At 59.8% G+C, this 11439-nt stretch carries 10 protein-coding genes and 1 pseudogene; all 11 read left to right on the forward strand.

Going from position 1 to position 11439, the window contains the following annotated elements:
* The first annotated feature begins 875 nt into the window (after positions 1 to 875).
* The 11 genes and pseudogenes from nifD (at position 876) to AC5ZG1_RS42200 (ending at position 11424) form a co-directional block, all read left to right on the forward strand.
* Entirely contained in the window at positions 876 to 2378 is a 1503-nt protein-coding gene (gene nifD / locus AC5ZG1_RS42150) for a nitrogenase molybdenum-iron protein alpha chain (protein ID WP_496136346.1), read from the forward strand.
* 72 nt (positions 2379 to 2450) lie between these two features.
* Complete coding sequence (gene nifK, locus AC5ZG1_RS42155; protein ID WP_028169138.1) at positions 2451 to 4010, forward strand: nitrogenase molybdenum-iron protein subunit beta; 1560 nt, start codon at positions 2451 to 2453, stop codon at positions 4008 to 4010.
* Between the two features lie 99 nt (positions 4011 to 4109).
* Positions 4110 to 5774 (forward strand): nitrogenase iron-molybdenum cofactor biosynthesis protein NifE, encoded by a 1665-nt coding sequence (gene nifE / locus AC5ZG1_RS42160; protein WP_455998800.1) that lies wholly within the window; start codon positions 4110 to 4112, stop codon positions 5772 to 5774.
* An 8-nt stretch (positions 5775 to 5782) separates the two neighbouring features.
* Positions 5783 to 7189, forward strand: coding sequence for a nitrogenase iron-molybdenum cofactor biosynthesis protein NifN (gene nifN / locus AC5ZG1_RS42165; RefSeq protein WP_455998802.1), 1407 nt, complete (start codon positions 5783 to 5785; stop codon positions 7187 to 7189).
* Positions 7186 to 7581 carry a nitrogen fixation protein NifX gene (nifX, locus tag AC5ZG1_RS42170; protein WP_130229807.1) on the forward strand — a complete coding sequence of 132 codons (396 nt, stop codon included), beginning with the start codon at positions 7186 to 7188 and terminating at the stop codon, positions 7579 to 7581. The genes nifN and nifX overlap by 4 nt, the downstream gene beginning before the upstream one ends.
* Positions 7582 to 7589: 8 nt before the next feature.
* Positions 7590 to 8060 (forward strand): NifX-associated nitrogen fixation protein, encoded by a 471-nt coding sequence (locus AC5ZG1_RS42175; protein ID WP_028169134.1) that lies wholly within the window; start codon positions 7590 to 7592, stop codon positions 8058 to 8060.
* A 9-nt stretch (positions 8061 to 8069) separates the two neighbouring features.
* Positions 8070 to 8270: a CCE_0567 family metalloprotein gene (locus AC5ZG1_RS42180; RefSeq protein WP_028169133.1), complete on the forward strand. Its 201-nt coding sequence runs from the start codon at positions 8070 to 8072 to the stop codon at positions 8268 to 8270.
* 81 nt (positions 8271 to 8351) lie between these two features.
* Positions 8352 to 9429 (forward strand): annotated as a pseudogene (locus AC5ZG1_RS42185) (IS5 family transposase).
* A 143-nt stretch (positions 9430 to 9572) separates the two neighbouring features.
* Positions 9573 to 9872 (forward strand): ferredoxin III, nif-specific, encoded by a 300-nt coding sequence (gene fdxB, locus AC5ZG1_RS42190; protein ID WP_028169131.1) that lies wholly within the window; start codon positions 9573 to 9575, stop codon positions 9870 to 9872.
* A gap of 282 nt (positions 9873 to 10154) precedes the next feature.
* Positions 10155 to 10550, forward strand: coding sequence for a serine hydrolase domain-containing protein (locus tag AC5ZG1_RS42195; protein ID WP_051397342.1), 396 nt, complete (start codon positions 10155 to 10157; stop codon positions 10548 to 10550).
* Positions 10465 to 11424 carry a serine hydrolase domain-containing protein gene (locus AC5ZG1_RS42200; RefSeq protein WP_455998804.1) on the forward strand — a complete coding sequence of 320 codons (960 nt, stop codon included), beginning with the start codon at positions 10465 to 10467 and terminating at the stop codon, positions 11422 to 11424. The genes AC5ZG1_RS42195 and AC5ZG1_RS42200 overlap by 86 nt, the downstream gene beginning before the upstream one ends.
* Positions 11425 to 11439 lie beyond the last annotated feature (15 nt).

Below are 11439 nucleotides of genomic sequence, written 5' to 3' on the forward strand. Positions count from 1 at the left end.
AGGTTCTGGCTGGCTGGTTACCCGCCTCGATACGCCGCCCTTCTCAGGCCGTCATCACCCAGATTCCGCCATAGCTCGACGCTGATTAAGAACGACGCAGACAACCGCATACCGGGTAGCCGCTGGTCTATCCGGGCGACGCTGGGATGTGCGGCAGAGCTGGCGTTTTCTTCATGATCTCTACTACACCCGCTTGAGTTCATGGCGCACGCCGCCTTCGTCATCATTCGCGCTCACGAGCCGGTTCGTCTCGAGCACAGGGCGGGTCTCTCGGCAGAGTCGAGGATCAGGTTTAGTTGCGTCAACGCGTATCAGCTAGGGCAGCCTCGGCCTCGGCTGCACACGTAAGATCATGGAGCTAAAAATCGTTCGGCGCTGCGGCTTGAGATGCTCAGGCGCTCGAACACCCCCCGCGCGTCGGCCGCGACGATCTCCCTGGTTGGTCGACCCAATAGCAGGATGGCGGCGAGGCCACGCGCAAGGCACCATCGCGGGTGAGGTGTGCACCGGTCGGGCTTCGCGACGATCCGTGAGCCAGATTGGCTGCCGCGGCCTTGCAGCTGGGTCGCTTCGTTAGATAGCTTCCGGTAGTAGGCCCCGGCAAGTATCGCAATACTCTCGCGGGCTTGTGTGGAAAATCCGCGGGTGCAAAACCATGCGTGCCCGGCTTGTTTTGTTTCGAACAGGATCAAACGAGCAGGTCCGTGGACACGTTCGATGTCGGGTTTGCAACAACAGTCCGGTCAGCCGCGCGAGTGTGGCTATCTACTTCCAACTGCGTGGATTTTTGCGTTCACGCCGCGGCTGGCATGGTCGTTGCAAACTCTTGGTCGAGAGCCGTCATCGCAACAGGAAACCTTCTGAAGGATATCAGCATGAGTCTCGCCACGACCCAGAGCATCGCGGAAATCAAAGCCCGCAACAAAGAGCTGATTGAGGAGGTGCTGAAGATCTATCCGGAGAAGACTGCGAAACGGCGCGCCAAGCACCTCAATGTTCACGAGGCCGGCAAGTCGGACTGCGGAGTCAAGTCCAATCTCAAATCGATCCCAGGCGTGATGACGATCCGCGGTTGCGCCTACGCGGGTTCCAAGGGTGTGGTGTGGGGCCCGATCAAGGACATGATCCACATTAGCCACGGTCCGGTCGGCTGTGGACAGTACTCGTGGGGCTCGCGGCGTAACTATTACGTTGGCACGACAGGCATCGATAGTTTCGTGACCTTGCAATTCACCTCCGATTTCCAGGAAAAGGATATCGTGTTCGGCGGCGACAAGAAGCTCGTCAAAATCATTGACGAGATCCAGGAGCTGTTCCCGCTCAACAACGGCATCACCATCCAGTCGGAATGCCCGATCGGCCTGATCGGTGACGACATCGAGGCGGTCTCCAGGTCAAAGTCGAAGGAATATGGCGGCAAGACTATCGTGCCGGTCCGCTGCGAGGGCTTTCGCGGCGTGTCGCAGTCGCTCGGCCACCATATTGCCAACGACGCGGTGCGCGACTGGGTGTTCGACAAGGTCTCGCCCGAGGGCAAGCCGACGTTTGAGCCGACCCCCTACGATGTCGCGATCATCGGCGACTACAATATCGGCGGCGACGCCTGGTCATCCCGAATCCTGCTGGAGGAAATGGGCCTGCGCGTAATCGCGCAGTGGTCCGGCGACGGTTCTCTGGCAGAGCTCGAGGCAACGCCGAAGGCGAAGCTTAATGTGCTGCATTGCTACCGCTCGATGAACTACATCTCACGCCACATGGAGGAGAAGTTTGGGATTCCATGGTGCGAATACAACTTCTTCGGGCCCTCTAAGATCGTGGAGTCGCTGCGCAAGATCGCCGGCTTTTTCGACGACAAGATCAAGGAGGGTGCCGAGCGGGTGATTGCAAAATATCAGCCGCTGGTGGACGCGGTGGTCGCAAAATATCGCCCGCGCCTGGAAGGCAAGAGCGTGATGCTGTTCGTTGGCGGACTGCGTCCGCGCCACGTGATCGGCGCCTATGAAGATCTCGGCATGGAGGTCGTCGGCACCGGCTACGAGTTCGGCCACAATGACGACTACCAGCGCACCGCCCAGCACTACGTCAAGGATGGCACGTTGATCTACGACGACGTCACCGGCTACGAGTTCGAACGCTTCGTCGAGAAGGTACAGCCTGACCTGGTCGGCTCGGGGATCAAGGAGAAATATGTCTTCCAGAAGATGGGCGTGCCGTTCCGCCAAATGCACTCCTGGGACTATTCGGGTCCGTATCATGGCTATGACGGATTTGCGATCTTCGCACGCGACATGGACATGGCCATCAACTCGCCGATCTGGAAGAGGATCAAGGCGCCCTGGAAGGATGTCCAAAAGGCGAAACTGTTAGCTGCCGAATAACGCAAAGTGACCGGCTCTCAGCCTGAGGGCCGGAGCTGATATTGATGACGCTTTTTTGAAAGGATCCTACCTATGGCGCAGAGTGCAGAACACGTGCTCGATCACTTCGAGCTGTTCCGCGGACCGGAATACCAGCAGATGCTGGCCAATAAGAAGAAGATGTTCGAGAATCCTCGCGATCCCGCGGAGGTCGAACGCATCAGGGAATGGGCGAAGACGCCCGAATATCGCGAGAAAAATTTTGCGCGCGAAGCGCTGACGATAAACCCAGCCAAGGCCTGCCAGCCGCTCGGCGCGGTGTTCGCCTCCGTTGGCTTTGAGGGCACGCTGCCCTTCGTGCACGGCTCCCAGGGCTGCGTGGCCTATTACCGCAGCCATCTGTCGCGGCACTTCAAGGAACCAAGCTCCTGCGTCTCCTCGTCGATGACGGAGGACGCTGCCGTATTCGGCGGGCTGAACAACATGATTGATGGGCTCGCCAACAGCTACAATATGTACAAGCCCAAGATGATCGCGGTCTCCACGACCTGTATGGCGGAGGTGATCGGAGACGACCTTAACGCCTTCATCAAAACGTCCAAGGAAAAAGGCTCGGTTCCAGCGGATTTCGATGTGCCGTTCGCGCACACGCCAGCCTTCGTGGGCAGCCACGTCACCGGCTATGATAATGCGCTCAAGGGTATCCTGGAGCATTTCTGGGACGGCAAGGCCGGAACAACGCCGAAGCTTGAGCGGGTGCCCAACGAGAAGATCAACTTTATCGGCGGCTTTGACGGCTACACCGTCGGCAACATCCGTGAGATCAAGCGCATCTTTGAGTTGATGGCAATCCAGTACACCGTTCTCGCCGACAATTCCGATGTGTTTGATACACCAACCGACGGCGAGTTCCGGATGTATGACGGCGGCACCACGCTGGAAGACGCCGCGAAGGCGGTTCACGCTAAGGCAACGATCTCGATGCAGCAGTGGTGCACGGAAAAGACGCTGCCGTTCATCGCACATCATGGCCATGAGGTCGTAGCGTTCAATTATCCGGTCGGCGTCTCCGCAACGGATGAGTTCCTCGTGGCGCTGTCGCGCATCACTGGCAAGGATATCCCCGAGGAATTGGCGCGAGAGCGCGGTCGCTTGGTCGACGCGATGGCTGACTCCAGTGCGCACATCCATGGCAAGAAATTCGCAATCTATGGCGATCCAGACCTCTGCTACGGGTTGGCTGCCTTCCTGCTCGAGCTTGGCGCTGAGCCGATCCATGTGCTGTCGACGAACGGCAACAAGGATTGGGAGGCAAAAATGCAGACGTTGTTTGCGAGTTCGCCGTTTGGACAGAACTGCCACGCGTATCCGGGGCGAGACCTCTGGCATATGCGCTCGCTCTTGTTCACCGAGCCGGTCGACTTCCTGATTGGCAACACCTATGGCAAGTATCTAGAGCGCGACACCGGTGTGCCACTGATCCGCATCGGTTTTCCGATCTTTGATCGGCATCACCATCACCGCTCTCCGGTGTGGGGCTATCAGGGCGGCATGAACGTGCTCGTGAAGATTCTCGACAAGATCTTCGACGAGATCGACAAGAAGACCAACGTTCTCGGCGAAACCGACTATAGCTTCGACATCATTCGTTGATGACGAATGACGCGGGCGCCATCGCCGCCAAACATCGGCGATGGCCTAAGCGCAGATGGGCTGATCTTTGCGCACAAGCTCGGTTGAGAGGAGAGATGGATGAGTTCGCTATCGGCCAGGATCCAAGAGATCTTTAATGAGCCGGGCTGCGCCAAGAACGCCAACAAGTCGGTTGCCGAGCGCAAGAAGGGCTGCAACAAGCAGCTACAGCCGGGCGGCGCCGCAGGCGGCTGCGCCTTCGACGGTGCAAAGATCGCGCTGCAGCCTTTTACCGACGTCGCCCATCTGGTGCACGGTCCGATCGCCTGTGAGGGGAACTCCTGGGACAACCGCGGTGCGTCTTCCTCTGATGCCAGCATCTGGCGCACCGGCTTCACCACTGACATGAGCGAAACCGACATCGTATTTGGGGGCGAGAAGCGTCTCTACAAGGCAATCAAGGAGATCATCAACAAGTACGATCCGCCGGCCATCTTCGTTTATCAGACCTGCGTCCCCGCCATGATCGGCGACGACATCAATGCGGTCTGCAAGGCGGCTTCGCAAAAGCTCGGCAAACCGATCATTCCCGTAAATTCGCCGGGCTTCGTCGGCCCCAAGAACCTCGGCAATAAGCTCGCCGGCGAGGCCTTGCTCGAGCATGTCATCGGCACGCAAGAGCCGGACTACACCACGCCCTACGACATCAACCTGATCGGGGAATACAACCTGTCCGGCGAGCTCTGGCAGGTTAAGCCGCTGCTTGACGAGCTCGGCATCCGCATCCTCTCCTGCATCTCCGGCGATGGCAAATATCGCGAAGTTGCCTCTTCGCACCGGGCGCGCGCTGCCATGCTGGTATGTTCGAAGGCGATGATCAACGTTGCGCGCAAGATGGAGGAGCGCTACGGCATTCCGTTCTTCGAGGGATCGTTCTACGGCATCCAGGATTCCAGCGCTTCGCTGCGCGAGATCGCGCGGCTGTTGGTCGAACGCGGCGCGCCTTCCGAACTGATCGGGCGCACCGAGACGGTGATCGCGCGGGAGGAGGCGCGCGCCTGGGCCGCGATCGAGCCGTACAAGCCGCGCTTTGCCGGGAAGAGGGCGTTACTGATCACCGGCGGTGTCAAGTCCTGGTCCGTGGTGGCTGCGCTGCAGGAGGCGGGGCTCGAGCTGGTCGGCACCAGCGTCAAGAAATCCACCAAGCAGGACAAGGAGCGCATCAAGGAGCTGATGGGGCAGGATGCCCATATGATTGAGGACATGACGCCGCGCGAGATATACAAAATGCTGACCGACGCGAAAGCGGACATCATGCTCTCGGGTGGCAAATCGCAATTTGTTGCGCTCAAGGCAGCGATGCCCTGGCTCGACATCAACCAGGAGCGCTGCCACGCCTACATGGGCTATATCGGTATGGTGAAGCTGGTCGAGGAGATCGACAAGGCGCTGTTCAACCCGATTTGGGAGCAGCTGCGTCGACCGGTGCCGTGGGACAAGGTGGCCAAGAACCGGCAGACCGAGACGATCACGAAGATGCGTGGGCGGGCTGCCGAGATCGCCGCCGATCCGCAGACGATGCGGCGCGCGAAAAAGGTTTGCTTCTGTAAGGAAGTCGATCTCGGCACCATCGAGGATGCGATCCGCTCGCATGGCCTGACCAGCGTCGAGGCAGTCCGCCAGCACACCGACGCGTTCGGTGGCTGCTGCAAGAGGCGCATCGAGGACGTCCTAGCCACCATGCCGGTTTCCTCGCCGCCTGCCATGCTGCGGGCCGCGGAATAGGACAAGTCATGGCCATTGTTACCACGCCGACGAAGGCGTGCGCGGTCAACCCGCTCAAGATCAGTCAGCCGATCGGCGGCGCATTCGCCTTCATGGGCCTGCGTGGGGCGATGCCGCTTTTGCACGGCTCGCAAGGTTGCACGTCCTTTGGGCTCACGCTGTTCGTGCGGCATTTCAAGGAGGCGGTGCCGCTGCAGACGACTGCGATGAGCGAGGTGGCGACCGTGCTCGGCGGTTATGAAAATGTCGAGCAGGCTATCCTCAACATCTATAATCGCGCCAAGCCGGAGATCATCGGGATCTGCTCGACCGGGGTCACCGAAACCAATGGCGATGATGTCGACGCCTACATCAAATTGATCCGCGAGCAACATCCGCAGCTCGCCAATTTTCCTTTGATCTTTGTCTCGACGCCTGATTTCAAGGATGCCTTCCAGGTCGGCTGGGAAAAGACGGTGGCACGCCTCGTCGAGGTGCTGACGGAGGCGCTGCCGGCCGAGGCAGAGCGTGATCCCGCGCGGGTGAATGTTCTCCCCGGATGTCATCTGACGCCGGGTGACCTCGACGAACTGAGAACCATCCTGGAGGATTTCGGTCTGAAGCCATCCTTCCTGCCTGATCTTGCGGGATCGCTGGACGGGCATATCCCGGACGAATTTACGCCGACGAGCATTGGCGGCATCGGGGTTGACGAAGTCGCGAGCATGGGCCGGTCCAGCTGGACCATTGCGATTGGTGCGCAGATGCGACGGGCGGCAGAAGCCATGCAGGCCAAGACCGGGGTGCCGTTTCGCCTGTTCGAGCGGCTCTGCGGCCTCACCCCCAACGATGAATTCATTGCTTTCCTGAGCGAGATCAGCGGCCGCCCTGTGCCAGCAAAATATCGCCGCCAGCGCGGGCAGCTGGCAGACGCGATGCTGGACGCGCATTTCCATATCGGCGGCCGTAAGCTTGCGATAGGTGCCGAGCCAGACCTCTTGTTCGACCTATCCAGCATGCTGCACGAGATGGGTGCGCAGGTCACCGCGGCCGTGACAACCACGCAGTCCCCGGTGCTGGAGCGGATCGAGACCAAGGAGGTGCTCATCGGCGATCTTGAGGATCTGGAAGAGCTTGCTAGGACGAGGGGGTGCGATCTGCTGATTACGCATTCGCATGGCCGCCAAGCGGCGGCGCGGCTGAAGATTCCATTTTACCGCGCGGGATTTCCGATGTTCGATCGGATCGGCGCGGGACACCAGCTATCCGTCGGCTATCGCGGCACGCGCGATCTGATCTTCAAAATCGCCAATCTCGTGATCGCCGACCGCGAGGAAAATCACCGGCCGACGCCCGACAGCTGGCGTAGCTGGAGTCAGCCCTTTAGGCCGGGCGGCCTCAGCGTCATCGAGGCAGCAGAGAGGTCGATTGCATGAAGGTCGCATTCGCTACCCAGGACTTGAGGCGCGTCGATGCGCATTTTGGCTGGGCCAAGAACATCGCCATCTATGATGTTGGGCCGGGCGGGCACGTATTCCTGAAGGCGGTCCAGTTCGACGGCGATTTCAAGGAGGACGGCAACGAGGACAAGCTCGCGCCCAAGATCGAGGCGATCAAGGATTGCGCCATCCTCTATGTCGCTGCTATCGGCGGCTCCGGTGCCGCCCGCGTGGTGGCCAACAATATACATCCCATTAAGGTGGGTCAGCCCGAGAACATCCTCGCCCTCGTCGAGAAGCTCGAGCGAGTGCTCAAGGGTACGCCGCCGCCCTGGCTGCGCAAGGCGCTGGCAAAAGACCAGCAGCGCACGCTCGATTTCGAAGAATGAGGACGGCCATGACTGCAGCTGCAGATATCGTGCAACCAGAGAACACGCTCGATGCGCCATTCGTGAGAGAACTGGTTAAGAGTTGGCGCGCCCAGGACATTTATGGCGCCTGGGACGGCAAGAGCGATCTCGATCTGCTCGAACCGTATATTCTGGATAAGGAAAAGCGGCGCGCGCTGCCGATCGTTGGCGATCCAGATCCGGATGTGGTTTGGCGGCTGGAGCTGTTCTTCAATGCGGTCGCGCTCTCGATCGAGAAAGCGACGGGTGTGATGATCCATGCGATGCTAAAGATGCACCATGAAGGCTTTGGTCGCATGGTGTTGATCGGCGGCCGTCTGATCGTGGTGAACAAGCGCCTGCGCGATGTGCATCGCTTCGGCTTCGACAATCTCGCAAAGCTCGCCGCCGAGGGTGACAAATACGTCAAAGGCGGCATCAAGATGATCCGGAAATTTCCCGACGTGGCGAACTATTGAGGGCAGCTCATGAGCGATCTTGAAATCGTAAAAGCAGAAATGAAAAAGCTATCGGCCAAGGCGACGCAGGCCAAGATGGATCTGCACGACCTCTCGGAGGAATTGCCCGTCAACTGGACCTCGATCATGGCGGTGGCGCAGAAGGCGCACGATGCCTTTGCCGAACTCGAGCGCAAGCGCGAGGACCTCAAGGCCCTGGAAAGGGCCTAGTAGCAGTCTGCTGAAGAACCCCCTGGCCACGGAGGGAGCTTGATGATTCACTTTTATCATCTCGAACCGGCGGAGACGATCATGCGGGGCAGGTTTACGGATCAAAGCGGCCTCTTTTCGTACATCGCGCCGGATAAGCGTGCGCCAGCGAACCATCCGCTGCGGAAGGTCCGGGAACTTGTCCGGGATGTATTGAGTGATTTGAACCGCAGCCTTGGGAGGCTCTATCCCAACGAGGGACGTCCTTCGATCCCTCCAGAGCGATTGCTGAGCGCCTTGCTGCTGCAAGTGTGCATCCGCTCGGAACGCCAGTTGATGGAGCAACTGGACTACAATCTTTTGTATCGCTGGTTCGTGGGACTGTCGCCGGACGATCCAGTCTGGGACCCGACCACCTTCACCAAGAACCGGGAGCGGCTGCAGAACGGCGATGTGTTCACGAAGTTCATGACCAAGCTTCTGAACCATTCTCAGGTCAAATCGCTATTGTCGGACGAGCATTTTTCGGTGGACGGGACGCTGATCGAAGCCTGGACTTCGAAGAGTTTTCGCCCCAAGGACGGCCGCGGCAACGATGATGACGGCGCCAACTTCCACGGCCAGAAGCGCAAGAACGACACCCATGCGAGTACCAGCGATCCGGACAGCAGGCTTTATCGCAAGGCGGCCGGATGCGAGGCCAAGCTTTGCTATATGGGCCAAGCCACCATGGAGAACCGGCACGGGCTGGCGGTGGCCGGCAGGGTCACGCATGCCAATGGCATCGCCGAACGCCGGGCTTCGGAGACCATGCTGAAGGCGAGACGCAAAGCCGCAGGCTGCCGCATCACGGCCGGTGAGGACAAGGCGTACGATACGGCCGATCACGTCGCCAATCTTCGCGCCATCGGCGTGACGCCGCATGTGACACAGAACCAGGCCGTCACCAAAACCGGCAAGAACCGCAACAGCGCCATCGACGAACGAACCGCGCGGCATCCGGGATACGGCATGTCGCAATCGCGCCGGGCGATGGTCGAGTGCATTTTCGGATGGGGCAAGCAGCATGGCACGATGCGCAAGACCAAACATCGTGGCATCGCTCGCGTCGCCGCCGAACTTCCTGCTCAATCTGATCGCCTATAACCTGATCCGGATTCCCAAACTGCTTGCCGTTTAGCCACCCCGCGTCAGGGGGGCACCAACCAACAGGTTAAAAAATTACATCCAACTCCACCGCGCCGCTCCAACAACGACCGCCGACAATACGAAAACTCTCCATTTCAAGCTTTTTCAGCAGACTGCTTTAGAGGGTATCCGATCATGTCATTTGCAACGCGCGACGGCCGTGACTGGACACCGGAGTACCTGATGTCAATTGATGCCAAGAAGTGCATCGGCTGTGGCCGTTGTTTCAAAGTCTGCGGTCGCGACGTCATGACGTTGAAGGGCATCAACGAGGAGGGCGATCTTGTCGATCTGGACGACGACGAAGACGATGAGATCGAGAAGAAGATTATGGTGATGAATGACCAAGGCGCTTGTATCGGTTGCGGCGCCTGCGCCCGGGTTTGTCCGACCAACTGCCAAACTCACCAAACCGCCGCAACGCAAGCCGCTTGAGAGCGAGCTCTGTCCGCCTTTTGCCGCGAGCAAGCGGGAGTTGGGCGGCGAAGCCATGAACTGCGCTCGAGGATAGACCCGCTTGGCGCCGGGCGCATTCCCACCAGCTTGCGGATGCTGAGGCGCCCCGTCCCCAGAAAGAATCATGTCTTCGTCGGCCGCAGGTATGGGGTTCGGATGGCTCGAAATGTCTGCGCTACTATGGATCGGATACCGGCAGCCTCAATAACTTCATTCCGCTGTCGCGAAGAATGCTCAGAACAGCTCTACGGGAGGAACATCATGATCTCACGTCGTCTTGTGATCGGTGTGCTCGGGGCGGGACTGGTAGCGTTCGCGCTCCTTGCCACCCCGGTGGCGCTGGCCTTTTCGCCCGAAGCGCGCAATGCGAAGCTTGATCAAACCCTTAAGGAATTGGTCGAAGGCTGCAGTACTCCGGGTATTGTGGTGCTGATCCTTCAGAATGGCCGCCCGGTCTACAGCCGCAGCGTCGGCGTTCGCAAGGTGGGGAGCGCCGTGCCGATCGGCGAGAACGACATATTCCGCCTCGCCTCAATGACCAAGGCTGTCACCTCGGTGGCAGCGATGATCCTTGTCGAGCAGGGCAGGGATCGGCCTGGACGATCCGGTCAGCCGTTTCCTGCCCGAGTTCGCCAAGTTGCAGGTGCGCGGTCCTGACGGCACTGAGGGTCCTGCGAGCAGGCCGCCGACAATTCGCGAACTGCTGACCCATACGGCCGGATTCTCCTATAACTTCATCAATAATCCCCGGCTCGTTAATGCATACCGCGAAGCGCGCGTGACCGACGGGCTAGACCAGGGCGAGGTAACCACGGCCGAAGCGATGCAGCGTCTCGCCTTCGTTCCGCTTGGCTATCAGCCTGGTACAGGCTGGGAATACTCGCTGGCCACTGACGTGCTCGGGGCTGTCATCGAGAAGGTGACGGGAGCCAGCCTGGGAGCTTTTGTAACCGAGCGCATCGCAAGATCTCTGCGCATTGAGAGCTTTGTGTTCAACGCACCTGAGACCATGCGCTCACGGTTCGTGCAGGTGACACGGCCCGCACAGGTCACGGGCGCACTCGGCACGGGCTACGTTCCGGTGGTGGCACCTGAGGCTGTGCCGTTCCCTCCAACCAAGGGCACCGCCGATTTCGACCCGAACCGCGCCTTCTCTCTGACCGCCTATCACTCTGGCGGCGCCGGCATGAGCGGCACTATCGGGGACAACGGGCGGTTCCTGCAAATGCTGCTGAACGAAGGCGAACTCGACGGCGTGCGGGTGCTCCGCGCGGAAACGGTGCGGCAGATGACGCAGAACGCGACCGGCAACATGCCGACGCTTCCCGGGTCGGGTTGGGGCTTCGCGTTGGGCTTTGCGATCGTGATCGATCCGGCTGCAGCCAAGAGCCGCCTTCCGGCGGGCAGCTACGGGTGGGGCGGCATCTATGGCATGCAGTTTTGGATCGATCCGGCAAACCGCGTCGTGGGCCTAAAGCGGGATGGGGTTAAGTTGAATCGATTTGGGATTCCCAAATCAGTGAGTTTCTGATTCACCATGCTGGCT

This window comes from Bradyrhizobium sp. Leo78 (genome assembly GCF_059512425.1).

Bases quoted from the DNA above. Each gene is read 5' to 3' on its own strand.
- nifD (WP_496136346.1), top strand. From the start codon at position 876: ATGAGTCTCGCCACGACCCAGAGCATCGCGGAAATCAAAGCCCGCAAC.
- nifK (WP_028169138.1), top strand. From the start codon at position 2,451: ATGGCGCAGAGTGCAGAACACGTGCTCGATCACTTCGAGCTGTTCCGC.
- nifE (WP_455998800.1), top strand. From the start codon at position 4,110: ATGAGTTCGCTATCGGCCAGGATCCAAGAGATCTTTAATGAGCCGGGC.
- nifN (WP_455998802.1), top strand. From the start codon at position 5,783: ATGGCCATTGTTACCACGCCGACGAAGGCGTGCGCGGTCAACCCGCTC.
- nifX (WP_130229807.1), top strand. From the start codon at position 7,186: ATGAAGGTCGCATTCGCTACCCAGGACTTGAGGCGCGTCGATGCGCAT.
- AC5ZG1_RS42175 (WP_028169134.1), top strand. From the start codon at position 7,590: ATGACTGCAGCTGCAGATATCGTGCAACCAGAGAACACGCTCGATGCG.
- AC5ZG1_RS42180 (WP_028169133.1), top strand. From the start codon at position 8,070: ATGAGCGATCTTGAAATCGTAAAAGCAGAAATGAAAAAGCTATCGGCC.
- fdxB (WP_028169131.1), top strand. From the start codon at position 9,573: ATGTCATTTGCAACGCGCGACGGCCGTGACTGGACACCGGAGTACCTG.
- AC5ZG1_RS42195 (WP_051397342.1), top strand. From the start codon at position 10,155: ATGATCTCACGTCGTCTTGTGATCGGTGTGCTCGGGGCGGGACTGGTA.